Below are 17,627 nucleotides of genomic sequence, written 5' to 3' on the forward strand. Positions count from 1 at the left end.
GGGCGGCCCCGGAAAAACGGCGGTGCGGTGCGTCAGGCGCCGGAGGACGACTTGGCGGTGCTCGCAGCCGGCTCTGCCGTCGCCCCGGTGGTTTCCGATGCGGCGGCCTCGGCGGAGACCGTGGCGGTGGTGTCCGTGGTGCTGTCCTCGGAGACGAAGCCGTCGAGGCCGCGCGGGGCGTTGTAGCGCTCCAGGTCGATGATGCCCTCGCGCTTTGCCACAATTGCCGGGATCAGGGCCTGGCCCGCGACGTTGGTCGCGGTGCGTCCCATGTCTAGGATCGGGTCGACGGCCAGCAGCAGCCCCACGCCCTCCAGGGGCAGGCCCAAGGTGGACAGCGTGAGGGTCAGCATGACGGTGGCGCCGGTGGTGCCCGCGGTCGCCGCGGAGCCGATGACCGACACGAACACGATCAACAGGTATTGGGTGATGCTCAGGTCGATCCCGAAGAACTGCGCGATGAAGATCGCCGCGATCGCCGGGTAGATCGCCGCGCAGCCGTCCATCTTGGTGGTCGCACCGAAGGGGACCGCGAAGGACGCGTAGGACTGCGGCACACCGAAGTTGGTGACGGTGACGCGCTGGGTGACGGGCAGCGTGCCCATCGAGGACCTGGACACGAAGCCCAACTGCACGGCCGGCCAGACACCCGTGAAGTACTTGACCGGAGAGAGGCCGTTGGCCAAGGTCAGTAGCGGGTAGACGACGAAGAGCACCAGTGCCAGGCCGATGTAGATCGCCAGGGTGAACGAGCCCAGCGCGCCGATGGTGGTCCAGCCGTAGCTGTAGACGGCGTTGCCGAGCAGGCCCACGGTGCCCAGCGGGGCGAGCCGGATGACCCACCACAGCACCTTGAGGACCACGTCGAGCGCGGACTGGGTGAAGGCGAGGAAGGGCTCGGCGGACTTTCCGACCTTGACCGCCGCGATGCCGATGGCGATGGCGATCACGATGAGCTGGAGCGCGTTGAAGCTGAGGGAGGTGCTGAGCACGCCCGCGTCGTCGGCGCTGGTGCTGGCGGTCAGCCCCAGGAAGTTGGCGGGCACGATGCTGTCCAGGAAGGCCAGCCACGATCCGGTGCTGGAGGGTTCGCTCACACCGGAGGGGTCAACGCCGGTGCCCACGCCGGGGCGCATGACGAGGCCCAGGCCGATGCCGATGGCCACGGCGATGAGCGCGGTGATGGCGAACCACAGGAGGGTCTGCCCGGCCAGGCGCGCGGCGTTGGTCACGTTGCGCAGGTTGGCGATGGAGGAGATGACGGCCAGCAGGATCAGCGGCGGGACGATCGTGCGCAGCAGCGCCACGAAGGTGGAGCCGATGGTGTCGAGGGTGACGGCCAGCCAGTTGGGATCGCCGGCCTCGCCGACGGGGCCCAGTTGGCGGGCGACGACACCGAGCACGATGCCCAGGACGAGCGCGATGAGTACTTGGACCGCGAACGGGACGCGGCGAAGTGCGGACAGCACGGGAATGCTCCAGGGATGAGGGAGGCGTGGAGGGGCCCGCCGGGATGGTGGTGGACCGGTCTCCGTGACAAGCGGGAGCGCCGTTGACGACACGGCGTATGGAAGACGCGCGGAGCTTTACTGCTCTGGTCGAGCCGAAGCTAACGACACGCGTGGCTGGCGAGGCGGCACAGATCGATGTGCCACCGCCTGGTCAGTCCCCAAAGATTGGTCACGAGAAAACACAATAACCGGACAAGCGGCTTTATTCCTACCCTCAAGAGGTCGATTCGGTTTGATTCTCCCTGCGGCCCGGCCCGGGCCGGCTCCCGAGACCGCGCGACGATGCCCGAACCGCCGGAACGGCCGGGAAGGACATTGCCCCTCGTGCCCCGGGGCACGAGGGGCAACGCCCCGTCTACGGCCGGGTGCACCTAGGCGCTCGTGATCGCGCAGACCACCGCTCCGTTGCCCACGGTCTCCCCGGTCGCCACTGACAGCCCCGAGACCGTCCCGGCCTTGTGGGCCGTCAAGGGCTGCTCCATCTTCATGGCCTCGATGACCACGACGGTGTCGCCCTCGGCGACCTCGGCCCCGTCCTGCACCACCAGCTTCACCACGGTCCCCTGCATCGGCGACACCAGCGCGTCGCCGCTGACGGCGGTCGCGGCCTTGGCGCGTTTGCCACTGCGCCTCGCGGTCTTGGCCGCCCCAGTGCCATCGGCCGCGGTGGCACCCAGCCCCGCGGGCAGTACGACCTCCACCCGTCGGCCCCCTACCTCGACGGTGACCCGTTCGCGCGGCTCGGTCTCCACCGCGTCGGCCACATCTCCCGCATACGCGGCGATGGTGGTGGTGAATTCCGTCTCGATCCAGCGCGTGTGCACGGTGAAGGGCTCGGCGGCCTCGGCGGGTGCGAACGCGGGGTCGGTCACCACGGCCTGGTGGAACGGGATCACCGTGGGCATGCCGCCCACCTCGAACTCGGCGAGGGCCCGCCGCGACCGCTCCAGCGCCTCGGTGCGGGTCCGGCCGGTCACGATCAGCTTGGCCACCAGTGAGTCGAACGCTTGAGGAACGGTGAATCCGGCCTCGCAGCCGGTGTCGACCCGGACCCCCGGGCCGCCCGGCAGATTCAGCGTGGTGATGGTGCCGGGTGCGGGCATGAAGTTGCGCCCGGCGTCCTCGGCGTTGATCCGGAACTCGAAGGAGTGCCCGCGCAGCACCGGGTCGTCGTAGTCCAGCACCCCGCCCTCGGCGATCCGCAGCATCTCGCGCACCAGGTCGATGCCCGCGACCTCCTCGCTCACCGGGTGCTCCACCTGGAGACGGGTGTTGACCTCCAGGAACGAGACCGTGCCGTCCTGGCCGACCAGGAATTCGCACGTACCCGCGCCCACGTAACCCGCCTCACGCAGAATCGCCTTGGACGAGGAGTACAGCAGCTCCGACTGCGCGTCGGTGAGGAACGGGGCGGGCGCCTCCTCGACGAGTTTCTGGTGGCGTCGTTGCAGCGAGCAGTCGCGGGTGGAGACCACCACGACGTTGCCGTGCGCGTCGGCCAGGCACTGGGTCTCCACGTGGCGGGGGCGGTCCAGGTAACGCTCCACGAAGCACTCGCCGCGCCCGAAGGCCGTGACCGCCTCACGCACCGCCGAATCGTAGGCCTCGGCGACCTCCTCCAGGGCACGCGCGACCTTCAACCCGCGCCCCCCGCCGCCGAACGCCGCCTTGATGGCGATGGGCAGCCCGTGCTCCTCGGCGAACGCCAGGACCTCCTCTGCGCCCGACACCGGGTCGGGGGTACCCGCGACCAGTGGTGCGCCGACCTTCTGCGCGATGTGGCGGGCCTGGACCTTGTCGCCCAGCGCGGTGATGGCCGCGGGCGGCGGTCCGATCCAGGTCAGCCCGGCGTCGATGACGGCCTGGGCGAAGTCGGCGTTCTCCGCGAGGAACCCGTACCCGGGGTGCACCGCGTCGGCACCCGAGACCTCGGCAACCGCCAGCAGTTTGGCGATGTCGAGGTAGGACTCCGCGGGTGTGGCGCCGCCCAGGGCGTGCGCCTCGTCGGCAATTTTGACGTGCAGGGCGTCGAGGTCGGGGTCGGCGTAGACCGCGACACTGCCCAGACCGGCGTCGCGGCAGGCGCGTGCCACCCGTACCGCGATCTCGCCCCGGTTGGCGATCAGAACTTTACGCACGGTCGAACATTCCTCCTGGAGCGGGGTCGGATGCCGGGCAGCCGACGCGTTCGGCGGGTCGTGGAGTGGGTGGGCCCGGACGGCCGGTGCGGTCCGGCAGTCCGGGGCACGGGCGGGACCGGGCAGGCACAGCCGCTCATCCGGGGTGGAAGCTGCGTCGCCAGGTGCCGGGGCCCGGTCGTTGCGGTGCGCGCACCAGGCGGGCACGGTTGCGCCAGGCGGAGTCGGGCTCGGGCGCGACGTCCCGGGCAGCCCGGGCCGCCCGGGCGCGGGCGGTGAGGACCGCGACCAGGGCGGCGATCTCCTCGGGGCCGGGATCGCCCCGCACCACCTGGAGGAAGGGCGCGGAGCGGGGTTCCGTTGCGTCGGCGGCCATCAGAGGGGGATGTTCCCGTGCTTCTTGGGCGGCAGCTGCGCGCGTTTGCCGCTCAGCGAACGCAGCGCCTTGGCCACCGAGGTGCGCGTCTCCGAAGGCAGGATGACGCCGTCCACGTAACCGCGTTCGGCCGCCGAATAGGGGTTGAGGAGGCGGTCCTCGTATTCGCCGATCAGCCGGGTGCGCTCGTCCTCGACGTCCTCGGCCGCGGCCAGGGCGCGCCGGTGCAGGATGTTGACCGCGCCCTGGGCGCCCATCACCGCGATCTGCGCGGTCGGCCAGGCCAGGTTGATGTCGGCCCCCAGATGCTTGGAGCCCATCACGTCGTAGGCGCCGCCGAACGCCTTGCGGGTGATGACGGTAATCAGCGGGACGGTGGCCTCGGCGTAGGCGTAGAGCAGTTTGGCGCCGCGCCGGATGATCCCGTTGAACTCCTGGTCGGTGCCGGGCAGGAACCCGGGCACGTCCACCAGGGTCAGGACGGGGATGTTGAAGGCGTCGCAGGTGCGCACGAAACGCGCCGCCTTCTCGGAGGCGTCGATGTCCAGGCAGCCGGCGAAGCTCATCGGCTGGTTGGCCACGATGCCCACCGATCGGCCCTCCACCCGGCCGTAGCCCACCACGATGTTGGGCGCGAACAGCGCCTGCACCTCAAGGAAGTCACCGTCGTCGACGATGTGCTCGATGACCTGGTGCATGTCGTAGGGCTGGTTGGCGGAATCGGGGATGAAGGCGTCCAGTTCCAGGTCGGTCCCGGTCACCTCCGGCTCGATCTCGGCGTCGCCGACCGGGGGATCCTCCAGGTTGTTGGCCGGGAGGTAGGACAACAGGGTCTTGACGTACTCCAGGGCGTCGGCCTCGTCGCTGCCCATGTAATGCGCGACGCCGGACTTGGTGTTGTGCGTGCGCGCGCCGCCCAACTCCTCCATGGAGACGTCCTCGCCGGTGACGGTCTTGATCACGTCGGGCCCGGTGATGAACATCTGTGAGGTCTGGTCGACCATCACGATGAAGTCGGTGAGTGCTGGGGAGTAGACGTGACCGCCGGCTGCCGCGCCCATGACCAGGGAGATCTGCGGGACGACCCCGGAGGCGTGCACGTTGCGCTTGAAGATCTCGGCGTAGAGGCCGAGCGCGACCACCCCTTCCTGGATGCGCGCGCCACCGCCCTCGTTGATGCCCACGACCGGGCATCCGGTCTTGAGCGCATGATCCAGGACCTTGACGATCTTCTCGCCGTAGACCTCGCCCAGCGAGCCGCCGAAGACGGTGACGTCCTGGCTGAACACCGCGATGGGGCGGCCGTCCACCGTTCCGTAGCCCGTGACGACGCCGTCGCTGTAGGGGCGGTTGTGCTCCAGCCCGAAATTGGTGGATCGGTGTCGGGAAAGCGCGTCGAACTCCACGAAGGAGCCGGGGTCGAGGAGGGCGTCGATGCGCTCGCGCGCCGTCATCTTGCCCTTGGCGTGCTGTCGTTCGATGGCTCGCTCGGAACCTGCGTTCACTGCCTCGTAGCGGCGGCGCTTCAGGTCGGCGAGCTTGCCCGCGGTGGTGTGGATGTCGATCTGGGCCGCGGGCAGCGGTTCGGGGGCTTCGGTCGCCATAATGCCCCAGGGTAGCCCCGTGCTCGTTGCCGGGGTGAGGCCGACCACCGTTATCCGGGGGTAAGTGCGCATCTTCGGAGAAGACCCGTGCACACGGCGACACCGGGGAGACCCTGCTCCCAAATGGGCTAGACCAATCTGGGTATCGTCTCCCCCATGACACGCGACAGCGCACGCCAGGAGATGCCCGACCAGTTGCGTGGCGACGTCCGCCTGCTCGGCGAGATGCTCGGCACAGTGCTCGCAGAGAACGGCGGGAAAGATCTGCTCGACGACGTCGAACGCCTGCGGCACGCCGTTATCGGCGCCCGCGACGGGTCGGTCACCGGTGAGCAGATCACCGAGCTGGTCGCCTCCTTCCCACTGGAGCGGGCGAAGCAGGTGGCCCGCGCCTTCACCGTCTACTTCCACCTCGCCAACCTCGCCGAGGAGCACAACCGCATTCGGTCCCTGCGTGAGCGCGACGACGCCGACAACCCGCCGCGCGAGTCGCTGGCCGCTGCCGTGCGCGCGATCCGCGAGAGCAGCGGTGAGGAGCGCCTCGCCGAACTCGTGGACGGCATGGAGTTCCATCCGGTCCTCACCGCGCACCCCACCGAGGCGCGCCGCCGCGCCGTGTCCACCTCCATCCTGCGGGTCAGCGAGCAGTTGGAGAAGCTGCGCGCCGCGCACCCGGGAAGCACCGTGGAGGCCGAGGCACACCGCAGGCTCCTGGAGGAGATCGACCTGCTGTGGCGCACCTCCCAGCTGCGCTACACCAAGATGGACCCATTGGACGAGGTGCGCACCGCGCTCGCGGCCTTCGACGAGACCATCTTCCGCATCATCCCCGAGGTGTACCGCACCCTGGACGCCGCGATCGACGCCGCCGGCAGCGGTCAGCGTCCTTCGCAGGCCCGCCCGTTCGTGCGCTACGGCAGTTGGATCGGCGGCGACCGCGACGGCAACCCCTTCGTCACGCACGAGATCACCCGTGAGGCCATCGCCATCCAGTCCGAGCACGTGCTGCGCGCGCTGGAGAACGCCTGCGGACGCATCAGCCGCACCCACACCGAGTACTCCAATCTCACCCCGGCGAGTGGCGACCTGCGCGACACCCTGGCCACGGCCCAGGCCGGGTATCCCCGGATGATGGGCAAGATCCTCAAGCGCTCGCCCAACGAGCCGCACCGGCAGCTCCTGCTCCTGGCCACGGAGCGGCTGCGCGCCACCCGTGAGCGCAACGCCGACCTCGCCTACCCGGGGCCCGAGGCGTTCCTGTCCGACCTGCGCACCGTGCAGGAGTCGCTGGCCGCTGCCGGCGCCCACCGTCAGGCATACGGTGAGCTTCAGCACCTCATCTGGCAGGCCGAGACCTTCGGTTTCCACCTCGCGGAGCTGGAGGTACGCCAGCACAGCGCCGTGCACGCCGCGGCTCTGGAGCAGTTGCGCGCAGGGGAGGAACTGTCGGAGCAGACCCGGGAGGTCCTGGCCACGCTGCGGGTCATCGCCTGGATCCAGGAGCGGTTCGGTGTCGAGGCGTGCCGCCGCTACATCGTCAGCTTCACCCGTTCCGCCGAGGACGTCGCCGCCGTCTACGAGCTCGCCGAGTACGCGCTGCCCACCGGGAAGGCGCCCGTCCTCGACGTCATCCCGCTGTTCGAGACCGGCGCGGACCTGGAAGCCTCGCCCCAGGTCCTGGACGGCATGCTCTCCCTGCCCGGCATCATCGGCCGCCTCGATGCCACGGGGCGCCGCCTGGAGGTCATGCTCGGCTACAGCGACTCCGCCAAGGACGTCGGCCCGGTCAGCGCGACCCTGCGCCTCTACGACGCCCAGGCGCAGCTGGCGGAGTGGGCCACGCGCAACGACGTCACGCTGACCCTCTTCCACGGCCGCGGCGGCGCGCTGGGCCGCGGCGGCGGCCCCGCCAACCGGGCGGTGCTCGCCCAGGCGCCGGGGTCGGTGGACGGCCGTTTCAAGGTCACCGAGCAGGGCGAGGTCATTTTCGCGAGGTACGGGCAGCCCGCGATCGCCCGCCGTCACATCGAGCAGGTCGGGCACGCCGTGCTCATGGCGTCCACGGCAACCGTGCAGGACCGCGCCAAGGAGGCCGCGACGAAGTTCCGCGAGGTCGCCGACACCGTGGCCAAGGCCGCACACGGGGCCTACCGCGATCTCGTCGACACCCCGGGGTTCGCCGCATGGTTCTCCCAGGTCAGCCCGTTGGAGGAGCTGGGAGAGCTGCGACTGGGGTCGCGTCCCTCGCGCCGCTCGGCGGCCACCGGCCTGGACGACCTGCGCGCGATCCCCTGGGTGTTCGCCTGGACGCAGACCCGGGTCAACCTTCCCGGCTGGTACGGCCTGGGGACGGGCCTGGCCGCGGCCCCCGACGTGGACGCCCTGCGTGCGGCCTACGCCGAATGGCCGCTGTTCGCGTCGCTGCTGGACAACGCGGAGATGAGCCTCGCCAAGACCGACCGGGTGATCGCCGAGCGCTATCTGGCACTGGGTGGTCGGCCCGAGCTCACCGAGCGGGTCCTCGCCGAGTACGACCGCACCCGCGAGATCGTGCTCGGAGTCACCGGCCACACCCGTCTGCTGGAGAACCGCAGCGTGCTCTCGCGCGCGGTGGACCTGCGCAACCCCTACGTGGACGCACTCTCCCACCTGCAACTGCGTGCCCTGGAGGCGTTGCGCACGGGCGAGGCCGAGGCGCTGTCCACCGAGGACCGCAGCCACCTGGAGCGGCTGCTGTTGCTGTCGGTCAACGGCGTCGCCGCCGGGTTGCAGAACACCGGCTGACCGGCGCGGTCGCCGGGCGGGGCGGGCGGCTGGTTCGCCCGCCCCGCCCCGAGGGCCGTGCGGAGGCGGTTCAATGGGCACATGACCTCGTTCGACGACTTCTCCTCGCCCTACTCCGACCTCGACCGGCCTCCGTTGAACGAGCGGGGGCTGGTGCGTGCGCTCGTGCGTCCCGGGGCCCTGTGGACCGGGGTCGAGGTGACACCTGCGACGGCCTCCACCAACACCGAGCTCGCAGCCCGGGCCAGGGACGGTCTCGCCGGGGGATCGGTGTTGGTCACCGAGCATCAGACGGCCGGCCGCGGGCGCCTGGACCGCGCGTTCCACACCCCGGCGCGTGCGGCGTTGACCTTCTCGGTACTGCTGCGCCCCGATGTCGTGACCAACGGATACGGCTGGATGTCGCTGCTGATGGGCGTTGCCGCGGTGGGCGCGCTGCGCCGGATCGCCGAGGTCGACGCCGTACTGAAGTGGCCCAACGACGTCCTGTTGGGGGACCGCAAGCTCGCCGGCATCCTCGCCGAAGCGGTGTTCGCTCCGCAGGGCAACGCGATCGTCGTCGGTATGGGCCTCAACGTCTCCCAACGCGCCGAAGAGCTCCCGGTGGACACCGCTGTCTCGCTGGCCCTCGCGCAGGCGCCCTGCACCGACCGCGATCCGCTGCTGCGTGCGGTGCTGCGCGGTTTCGCCGACCGCTACACCGCGTGGGTCGGCCACGGCGGCGACGCCGAGGTCAGTGGGCTCGCCGCTGAGTACCGCGCCTGCTGCGACACGGTGGGCCGCCAGGTCCGGGTCCATCTGCCCGGCGACGTACTCCTGCACGGCACGGCGACCGGAATCGACGCCGAGGGCCGCCTCACCGTGCGCGCCGACGACGGCGTCGAGACGGCGCTCAGCGCGGGCGACGTGGTGCACGTGCGCGGGGAGGGCTGACCGCTGCCGTCCGTATCGGATAGCACCCGGTCATAGGGGGCCGGGCGTGGTCGGGGGGCGTTCCGGGTCGAGCCGGACGAGCCGCAGGGGATGGTCCCCGCAGGCGCGCATCCGGCGAAGCAGGCTGTCGACGCTGCGAAACGATCCCCGCACGCGCGACAGATCGGGGACGACCTCCACCCGGCCGTCGGGGAATTCCTGCCCCCACACGAGAATCGCGGCGTCGTTCTCGGCTTCGTTGACCGCACAGACCGCGAAACGCAGCGGAGCTTCCTCTCGGACCATCGCTTCGGTTTCCCGGTGCAGCCGTGCCTGGCCGGATCGGTCAGCAGCCGTGGGGTTCACTGTCTCGTTCATGGATACGAGCATGTGGCAGCGGATTGACCTGGCGCGATGGCTTTGGCGTCGCGATCGGGAGTGCGACGTCGTGTCCGTGATATCCGACTCCGGTGTGGCGGGCTGTGGCAGACGCGAGAAAAGCGTGGCAACGGTGGCCTCAAGTGCGACGCGAGAAATCCTTGAACGGCCGATCGCGCCCCGCAACCGTGGGTTAGCGTGACAGGCGACCGGCCTCCTCGCGCCGTCGGCGTCTCCCACCAGCCGGTTCCCTCCTCGATTCTCCTCAGTCACCAGGAGTCCGCGATGGTCGATCTCCGTGTGGTCCCGCCGGCCGGTGAACCCGTCCTCGAACCCGGTGCGGCTGCCTACTACGGCACCGAGCTCAAGCGCTACCGCCAGGCAGCCGGTCTCACCCAGGAGCAACTGGCCGCCGAGGTCGGCTACGGCCGCTCCAAGGTGTCCATGATCGAAGGCGGCAGACGCCGCCCCGACGATCGTTTCACCCACGCCTGCGACCGTGTCCTCGATACCGGCGGCGCACTGGGCCGGATCATGCCGCTGCTGAAGAACGCGGACGCCTACGCCGCGTGGTTCAAGCCCTACACCCTGCTGGAGGCCGAGGCCACGGCCATCGACGAGTACCAGACCCAGACCGTGCCGGGACTGTTGCAGACCGCGTCCTATGCCCGCGCGGTCATCGCCTGCGGAGTGCCGGCGGCCACCCCCGAGGAGGTCGAGCGCAAAACCGCCGCCCGGATGGCCCGTCAACGGGTGTTCGAGCGCGACCGCCCGCCGTTCCTGCGGGTGGTGGTGGACGAGGTCGTGGTGCGCCGCCCCATCGGCGGGCGGGCGGTGTTGCGCGGGCAGTTGGCGCACCTGCTGGCGATGGCCGACCGCCACCACGTGACGCTGTCGGTGCTGCCGACCGACAGTCAGGAGCACGCCGGGCTCGACGGTTCGTGGATTCTCTTGGAATTCGCGGTCGAGCCGCCGCTGCTCTATGTCGAGGGACGCGGCAGTGCGACAATGACGGACCAGGCGCGCGACGTCGCCCCGGCCCGAGGCGCCTTCGTGGCGCTGTGCGGTCAGGCGCTCTCCCCGCGGGCCTCCGCCGATCTGGTCACGGCCGTCATGAGGGAGCTATGAACAGCGTGTCGCAGCAGTCCGGTCCGTCCTGGCGCAAGTCCTCCTACAGCGGTTCGCAGGGAGGGGCATGTGTGGAGGTCGCACCGCAGCAGCGTCGGATGAACGTGCGCGACTCCCAGCACCCCGAGCGGCCCCGCCTGGTGTTCGGCGCAGGGGAATGGCGGGCGTTCCTGGCGGGGGCCGTTGCCGGCCGCCTGTAGCCGCTTACCGCGCGGTGCACCGTTGTGCCACTATTCATGCCATGCCTATCGCGGACCGTTATCTCGCCGACGACGAAGAGCTGGTGTACGTCACCCGCCAACACTGGACCCTCCTGGTCGGGGAGTTCATCGCGCTGCTGCTCGTCGCCGGGATCGCGGCGGTCGCGGTGTGGCTGCTGCCCACCGAGGAACAGTGGGGCCAGTGGGCGCTCTACGCGGTGATCGGCCTGGCCGTCGTCGCCGCCCTCGCGTTCTGGCTGGTGCCGCTCCTCAAGTGGTGGAGCACCGTCTACATCCTCACCAACCGCCGCCTGCTCTACCGGCACGGCATCCTCGCCCGGCACGGCCGCGACATGCCGCTGACCCGGATCAACGACGTGTCGTTCTCCATCTCGCTGTGGGAGCGCATCATGCGCTACGGCACGCTCTCGGTGCAGTCGGCCTCCGAACAGGAGGGGCTGCTGCTGACCAAGGTGCCCCGGGTGGAGTGGTTGCAGAGCCAGATCTACCGGCAGGTGGACGAGGAACAGCGCAGGCACCACCGGCCCCCGACACAGGCGCCCTGACCGGCGCGGGGCGCAGGGGCGCGCCGCCGCCGACCGGCCGGTTTCTTGACGGGCCCACCCCCGACGTACTAAACCGGCAGTCAGGCGTGTCCGAGAACGGGCGTGCCCCGCGCTGTCGCACCTCTGGACATCCGGTCCTCGAAGGTGCACCCGAACATGAGAGAAAACATGTCGTCGCGTCCCGACCCCAAGGAGATCGAAGCCGCCCTGTTGGGAGGCGAGGCGCGATACACCCGCGCAGAGGTGGTCCGCCTGTCGGGCGCGTCCCCGGAGTTCGTGAACCGTGTCTGGCGGGCCCTGGGGTTCGCGGCCCGCGGCCATGAGGTCCCCGCCTTCACCGACGGCGACGTCGAGGCGCTGAGGGTCACCACGAACCTGCTCGCCACCGGCCTCCTCGACGAGGAGTCGGCCGTGCGGCTGGCCCGGGCGATGGGGCAGACCATGACCCGGCTCGCCGAATGGCAGACCAGCATCCTCACCACGCTGTCCTACTCTCCCGGCAACAACGCCGAGGACAACCAGCTCGGACCGCTGGTCGGACTGACCAAGGAACTGATCCCCGAGGCCGAGAAACTCCTCGTGCACATCTGGCGCCGCCAGTTGGCGGCCTCCGTCACGCGGACCCTGGCCGTCATGGAGCAGAGCGAGGACGCGGCCCCCAACTACTTCCCGCTGGTCGTGGGATTCGCCGACCTCGTCTCCTTCACCACGCTCAGCCGTGAGCTCGACGAGGTGGGGCTGGCCGAGGTCGTCGAGGGCTTCGAGGCGACCTCCGCCGACATCGTCGCCTCCGGCGGCGGCCGGGTGGTCAAGACGCTGGGCGACGAAATCCTCTACGTCACCGACTCCGCCCGCCAAGCGGCCGAGATCGCACTGCAGCTGGCCGATGGAGTGAAGACGCACATCGAGGTTCCCGACGTCCGGGTCGGGCTCGCCTACGGTCCGGTCCTCGCGCTGCTGGGCGACGTGTTCGGCACCACCGTCAACCGCGCCAGTCGCCTCACCTCCTTCGCCCGCCCCGGGACCGTCCTCATCGACGACGCACTGGCCGAGCTGCTCGAAGGCGACTCCGCCTACCAGGTGGTGGGGGCCAGGGCCCGGCACGCCCACGGACTGGGCCAATTGCAGCCCCACGTCCTGCGCCGCAGCTTCGAGGTGGCCGTACCGGGGGTCTGACTCCGGGAATGAACGGGACTCTGGTGGGTAATGCCGGCTGGACGCGACCACCAAGGAGGGCGACCGGCCCGACCAGGTATGTTCACCGGGCTCGGCACACGGCCGAGCGAGGTCCTTTCCCGTGCCGGATCCGTCGGGCATGTTGGAAGGCCACACCCGGTGTCCGAGGACGAAGGAGTTTGCATGCCGCACGAGGTAAAAGCTGTCGTCGCGCGTGAGAAGAAGGCGCCGGTATCGGTTGAGACGATCATCGTCCCCGACCCCGGCCCCGGAGAGGCCGTGGTCGCGATCCAGGCATGCGGGGTCTGTCACACCGACCTGCATTACCGCGAGGGCGGGATCAACGACGACTACCCCTTCCTGCTCGGCCACGAGGCCGCGGGCATCGTCGAGGAGGTCGGTGCCGGGGTCACCGGTCTCGAACCGGGCGACTTCGTGATCTTGAACTGGCGCGCGGTGTGCGGGCAGTGCCGCGCCTGCAACCGGGGCCGCCCGCAGTACTGCTTCAACACCCACAACGCCACCCAGAAGATGACGCTGACCGACGGCACGGAGCTCTCGCCCGCGCTGGGGATCGGTGCCTTCGCTGAGAAGACCCTGGTCGCGGCGGGACAGTGCACCAAGGTCGACCCCGCCGCAGGAGCTGCGGTCGCGGGCCTGCTGGGCTGCGGGGTGATGGCGGGCATCGGCGCGGCCATCAACACCGGCGGCGTGACCCGTGGCGATTCCGTGGCGGTCTTCGGCTGCGGCGGGGTCGGTGACGCCGCCATCGCCGGCGCCCGGCTGGCCGGTGCAGAGAAGATCATCGCCGTGGACCTGTCGGACCGGAAACTGGAGTGGGCCCGCGACTTCGGCGCCACCCACACCGTCAACTCCGGTTCGACCGACCCGATCGAGGCGATCCGCGAACTCACCGGCGGCAACGGCGCCGACGTCGTCATCGACGCAGTGGGCCGCCCCGAGACCTACGAACAGGCGTTCTACGCTCGCGACCTCGCCGGTACGGTGGTCCTGGTGGGGGTCCCCACCCCCGAGATGCGCATCGACCTGCCGCTGCTGGACGTGTTCGGTCGCGGCGGCGCGTTGAAGTCCTCCTGGTACGGCGACTGCCTGCCCTCCAGAGACTTCCCGATGCTCATCAACCTTTATCTTCAGGGTCGGCTCGACCTCGGCCGTTTCGTGACCGAGAAGGTCGGCCTCAACGACGTCGAGGAGGCGTTCGCCAAGATGCACCGCGGTGATGTCCTGCGTTCGGTGGTGGTCTTCTAAATGGCCGACGAAATCGCTGCCGCCCCCATCAAAAAACTCGTCACCTCCGGGGTGTTTCGCCTGGACGGCGGCGAGTGGGAGGTCGACAACAACGTCTGGATCATCGGTGACGAGCGGCAGGCGGTCGTCATCGACGCAGCGCACGACGCCGCGGCGATCGCCCGGGCGCTGGGCGACCGGGAGTTGATGGCGATCGTGTGCACCCACGGGCACAACGACCACATCAACGCCGCCGCCGAACTCGCCGATCTCACCGGAGCCGCGATCCTGCTGCACCCCGATGACGCGGTGCTGTGGGAGATGGTCTACCCCGACCGCCAGCCGGACGCACCGTTGCTCCAGGGGGAGTGGCTGCAAGCGGGCGGTGTCGACCTCGAGGTTCTGCACACGCCGGGCCACGCGCCCGGCGCCGTGTGCCTGCACGCCCCCGAGCTCGGCGTGGTCTTCACCGGCGACACCCTGTTCCAGGGTGGCCCCGGCGCCACGGGGCGGTCCTACTCGGACTTCCCGACGATCGTCTCCTCGATCGGTGAGCGTCTGTTGGGGCTGCCGCCGGAGACCGTGGTGCACACCGGCCACGGCGACTCCACCACCATCGGGGCCGAGGCCCCGCACCTGGACGAGTGGGTGAAGCGGGGGCACTGACCTTTGACGGTGTCCGTTCGCCACGTCGGGGAACGGCACCTGCGGCGATGAACGGGCCGCCGCACACGACAACCGTGTGGCGGCCCGTTCCCGGTCGGCGGCCGACGGGGCGTGGAGGGGACCGGTCGGGCTAGGCCGGGCCGGTCGAGCGGATGAGCCCGCCGCCGCCCACGGGCAGGAACAGGGCGAAGGTCGTGGGGCGGGCCTGGACGAACTCCACGCGCGCCCCTTCCGCCTCGGCGATGTGGCGGGCCAGCGCCAGGCCCAGGCCGGTACCGTTGCCGCCGGTCACCTCGCGTTCGAAGATCCGCGGTGACAGCTCCTCGGGGATTCCGTCGCCCTCGTCGCTGACCTCGATGCGTACGGACTGCCCCGACTCCAGGCGGCGTACGGTGACCGCGCCCGCGCCGTGCTTGAACGCGTTCTCCACCAGCGTTGCCAGGATCTGGGAAAGGTCGGTGGGCACCGTCATCGCGGTGAGTCCGTCCATGCCGGCCAGGCGTAGTTCCCGCCCGGCCTGGGTGAAGACCGGCCGCCACTCCGCCACGAACTGGTCGATGACCTCGTCGATGGAAACGGCCCGGACCTCCGGGTTCTGTGTCTTACGGGCCCGGCCCAGCAGACTTTCCACGATCTGCACGAGTCGTTCGGTCTGGGCCAGTGCCGCTTCGCCCTCCTCGCGGACCACCGCGGGGTCGTCGGCCTCGGCGATGATCTCCTCCAGCCGCATCGTCAACGCCGTGAGCGGGGTGCGCAGCTGGTGGGAGGCGTCGGTGGCGAAGTGGCGTTCGGTGGAGATCAGGCTCGCGATGCGTTCGGCGCTGCGGTCCAGTACCTCCGCGACCGCGTCGGCCTCCGGAATGCCGTAACGGTGCCCCCACGGGGTGGCCACCCCCGACCCCAGACGCTCGGCGGTTGCGGCAAGGTCCACCAGCGGCAGGGTCAACCGGCGGGCCTGGAGCATCGCCAGGCCCACGGCGACGCCGATGGCCAGCAGGGACAGTGAGGCGATCCCGACCCAGGCGCTGATGATGTTCTCGCGGACACGTTCGGTGCCGCGCCAGACGATCACCCGCGTGCCCCGGGCGGAGACGGTTTCCGAGCTCAGTGCGGTGGTGGCTTCGGGGGCGCGCGGGTTGTAGTGCCAGCCCCCCGTCTGCACCGTTTCGCCGTTGCGTGGAGTGATCTCCAGATAGCGCTCGGGATAAGTCGCCGCGAAGTAGGCAGGATCGATCGTGCCGTCGCTCTCCAGCTGAGAGTCGGCCTCGGTGACGATCAGTTCGGCCTCGCGCCGCAACTGTTCGGCGTTGTCGTTGTAGACCTGCTGGTAGGTCAGCGCTCCCAAAGGGAGCCCCAGCAGCATTACCGCGATGATGGCCACCACCAGAGTGGAGAACAGCATCCGCCTGCGCATGTCACCTCATCGCCAGCGTGGCGCCCTCGTTCGTCGGTCGGTTTCGCGGGCGCCACGCCGCGGACCCGGTTTCACTCCCGCTCGAACCGGAAGCCCACGCCGCGCACCGTGGTGATGTAGGAAGGCTGGTTGGCGTCGTCGCCGAGTTTGCGGCGCAGCCAGGAGATGTGCATGTCCAGGGTCTTGGTGGAACCCCACCAGTTGGTGTCCCACACCTCGCGCATGATCTGTTCGCGAGTGACGACTTTACCGGCGTCGCGTACCAGGACACGGAGAAGATCGAATTCCTTGGTGGTCAGTTGGAGTTCCCGGTCGCCGAGCCAGGCGCGTCGGGAGTCGTTGTCGATGCGGACTCCGTGCACGACGGGGACCTCGCCGCCGCCGCGGCGCAGCAGCGCGCGGACTCTGGCCAGGAGTTCGGCCAGTCGGAAGGGCTTGGTGACGTAGTCGTCGGCGCCGGCATCCAGGCCGACCACGGTGTCCACCTCGTCGGCACGAGCGGTCAGGATCAGTATTGGGGTTCCGTGCCCCTCGGCGCGCAGGCGCCGGGCTACCTCCAGTCCGTCCATTTCTGGCAACCCCAAATCGAGGACCAGCAGATCGACGTCGCCCGCACGGGCGCGTTCGAGAGTCTCTATGCCGTCGACGGTGACATCGACCGAGTAGCCTTCCCGGCGGAGCGCACGGGCGAGCGGCTCGGAGATCGAGGTGTCGTCCTCGGCCAGCAAAACGCAGGTCATGGAGCAGATCGTAAGCCGCCGTTCACCGTTTTCCCGGTTATGCGCGCCGATTGACCAGGGGTTGACCAAAAATGCGCAAGCCTCATAGTCGACATACTTCACTTACCGTGCGGGATTCGGGGTGCCGACCCGTCCCCGGGGCGTGCCTGTGTCGGGAGGGCGGCGCTTCGGCATCGGTGTGAAAGGCGTGTTCGACCGGTCCCGGAAAACGCCGATCGGACAGGTTCCTCGGCTACTCCTGATCGGCGCGGACCGGCGGACGATCGGCCGCCCCGGCGTCATGTGATTCCGGTGTGCGAAACACCCATTTGCGGTAGGACCAGAATCGGAACAGCGAGCCCAGTCCGACTCCCACGACGTTGCCCGCGATGTTGCGGGCCAGCGGACCGTCCAGCCCGAGCAGGGACACGGTCGCCCACACGCAGGCCAGCTGGATCAGCAGTCCCACCCCGTTGAGTGCGAAGAACAGGGCGTACTCGCGCAGCAGTCCGCTGCGCGCCCGGTGCCGGAAGGTCCAGAACCGGTTGCCCAGGAACGCCACGACCGTCGCACAAACCGTGCCGACGGTCTGCCCGATCAGTACCGCGAGGACGTCCTGCCGGTCACCGGCGTAGGCGTACCAGTACAGGTTCGTCACGGCGATCTGCACCACGTATGCCAACGCGCCGACAGTGCCGAACTTCGCGAGTTCGTGCACGAGCCAGGAGAAACGCCGGTACAGGGTGGTGAATGGTCGCACGAGCCGGGTCCGATCAGGGTTCAGGGAGGTCACTACACTTTTGCGGG

The 17,627-nt window shown here is 69.7% G+C and carries 16 protein-coding genes; 8 read left to right on the forward strand and 8 right to left on the reverse strand.

Going from position 1 to position 17,627, the window contains the following annotated elements:
• Positions 1–32: 32 nt before the first annotated feature.
• The 4 genes from QSJ59_RS19365 to QSJ59_RS19380 all read right to left on the reverse strand — a co-directional run bounded on the left by QSJ59_RS19365 (position 33) and on the right by QSJ59_RS19380 (position 5,629).
• Positions 33–1,469 (reverse strand): dicarboxylate/amino acid:cation symporter, encoded by a 1,437-nt coding sequence (locus QSJ59_RS19365; RefSeq protein ID WP_285761129.1) that lies wholly within the window; start codon positions 1,467–1,469, stop codon positions 33–35.
• A gap of 413 nt (positions 1,470–1,882) precedes the next feature.
• Positions 1,883–3,649 (reverse strand): acetyl/propionyl/methylcrotonyl-CoA carboxylase subunit alpha, encoded by a 1,767-nt coding sequence (locus tag QSJ59_RS19370; protein WP_285761130.1) that lies wholly within the window; start codon positions 3,647–3,649, stop codon positions 1,883–1,885.
• A 136-nt stretch (positions 3,650–3,785) separates the two neighbouring features.
• Positions 3,786–4,025 carry an acyl-CoA carboxylase subunit epsilon gene (locus QSJ59_RS19375; RefSeq protein WP_285761131.1) on the reverse strand — a complete coding sequence of 80 codons (240 nt, stop codon included), beginning with the start codon at positions 4,023–4,025 and terminating at the stop codon, positions 3,786–3,788.
• Positions 4,025–5,629: an acyl-CoA carboxylase subunit beta gene (locus QSJ59_RS19380; RefSeq protein ID WP_285761132.1), complete on the reverse strand. Its 1,605-nt coding sequence runs from the start codon at positions 5,627–5,629 to the stop codon at positions 4,025–4,027. Before QSJ59_RS19380 ends, QSJ59_RS19375 begins: the two co-directional genes overlap by 1 nt.
• A 183-nt stretch (positions 5,630–5,812) precedes the next feature.
• Between QSJ59_RS19380 and QSJ59_RS19385 the strand changes: the two genes are divergently transcribed.
• Positions 5,813–8,413: a phosphoenolpyruvate carboxylase gene (locus tag QSJ59_RS19385; protein ID WP_285761266.1), complete on the forward strand. Its 2,601-nt coding sequence runs from the start codon at positions 5,813–5,815 to the stop codon at positions 8,411–8,413.
• Positions 8,414–8,494: 81 nt separating this feature from the next.
• Positions 8,495–9,346: a biotin--[acetyl-CoA-carboxylase] ligase gene (locus tag QSJ59_RS19390; protein ID WP_285761133.1), complete on the forward strand. Its 852-nt coding sequence runs from the start codon at positions 8,495–8,497 to the stop codon at positions 9,344–9,346.
• A 30-nt stretch (positions 9,347–9,376) separates the two neighbouring features.
• Here the strand turns inward: QSJ59_RS19390 and QSJ59_RS19395 are convergent, their stop codons facing one another.
• Positions 9,377–9,703 carry a hypothetical protein gene (locus tag QSJ59_RS19395; protein WP_285761134.1) on the reverse strand — a complete coding sequence of 109 codons (327 nt, stop codon included), beginning with the start codon at positions 9,701–9,703 and terminating at the stop codon, positions 9,377–9,379.
• Between the two features lie 285 nt (positions 9,704–9,988).
• Between QSJ59_RS19395 and QSJ59_RS19400 the strand changes: the two genes are divergently transcribed.
• From QSJ59_RS19400 to QSJ59_RS19425, 6 genes are all read left to right on the forward strand, one after another.
• On the forward strand, positions 9,989–10,831 hold the full coding sequence (locus tag QSJ59_RS19400; RefSeq protein ID WP_285761135.1) for a helix-turn-helix domain-containing protein: 843 nt from the start codon (positions 9,989–9,991) through the stop codon (positions 10,829–10,831).
• The gene (locus QSJ59_RS19405) at positions 10,828–11,031 is read left to right on the forward strand and encodes a DUF397 domain-containing protein (RefSeq protein ID WP_285761136.1); all 204 of its coding nucleotides are present in this window, start codon (positions 10,828–10,830) and stop codon (positions 11,029–11,031) included. Before QSJ59_RS19400 ends, QSJ59_RS19405 begins: the two co-directional genes overlap by 4 nt.
• A gap of 41 nt (positions 11,032–11,072) precedes the next feature.
• A complete protein-coding gene (locus QSJ59_RS19410) occupies positions 11,073–11,597 on the forward strand; it encodes a PH domain-containing protein (protein ID WP_285761137.1) in 525 nt (174 codons plus the stop codon).
• Between the two features lie 168 nt (positions 11,598–11,765).
• A complete protein-coding gene (locus QSJ59_RS19415; protein ID WP_285761267.1) occupies positions 11,766–12,773 on the forward strand; it encodes an adenylate/guanylate cyclase domain-containing protein in 1,008 nt (335 codons plus the stop codon).
• A gap of 183 nt (positions 12,774–12,956) precedes the next feature.
• Positions 12,957–14,042: an S-(hydroxymethyl)mycothiol dehydrogenase gene (locus tag QSJ59_RS19420; RefSeq protein ID WP_285761138.1), complete on the forward strand. Its 1,086-nt coding sequence runs from the start codon at positions 12,957–12,959 to the stop codon at positions 14,040–14,042.
• A complete protein-coding gene (locus QSJ59_RS19425) occupies positions 14,043–14,687 on the forward strand; it encodes an MBL fold metallo-hydrolase (protein ID WP_285761139.1) in 645 nt (214 codons plus the stop codon). It abuts the gene before it with no gap.
• A gap of 130 nt (positions 14,688–14,817) precedes the next feature.
• Here QSJ59_RS19425 and QSJ59_RS19430 read toward each other — a convergent pair whose 3' ends face one another.
• The 3 genes from QSJ59_RS19430 to QSJ59_RS19440 all read right to left on the reverse strand — a co-directional run bounded on the left by QSJ59_RS19430 (position 14,818) and on the right by QSJ59_RS19440 (position 17,580).
• Positions 14,818–16,101, reverse strand: coding sequence for a sensor histidine kinase (locus QSJ59_RS19430; protein ID WP_285761140.1), 1,284 nt, complete (start codon positions 16,099–16,101; stop codon positions 14,818–14,820).
• 71 nt (positions 16,102–16,172) lie between these two features.
• Positions 16,173–16,841 carry a response regulator transcription factor gene (locus QSJ59_RS19435; protein ID WP_285761141.1) on the reverse strand — a complete coding sequence of 223 codons (669 nt, stop codon included), beginning with the start codon at positions 16,839–16,841 and terminating at the stop codon, positions 16,173–16,175.
• A gap of 232 nt (positions 16,842–17,073) precedes the next feature.
• Positions 17,074–17,580: a GtrA family protein gene (locus QSJ59_RS19440; RefSeq protein WP_285761142.1), complete on the reverse strand. Its 507-nt coding sequence runs from the start codon at positions 17,578–17,580 to the stop codon at positions 17,074–17,076.
• Positions 17,581–17,627 lie beyond the last annotated feature (47 nt).

Source organism: Nocardiopsis ansamitocini, from assembly GCF_030268225.1.
GTDB lineage: Bacteria > Actinomycetota > Actinomycetes > Streptosporangiales > Streptosporangiaceae > Nocardiopsis_D > Nocardiopsis_D ansamitocini.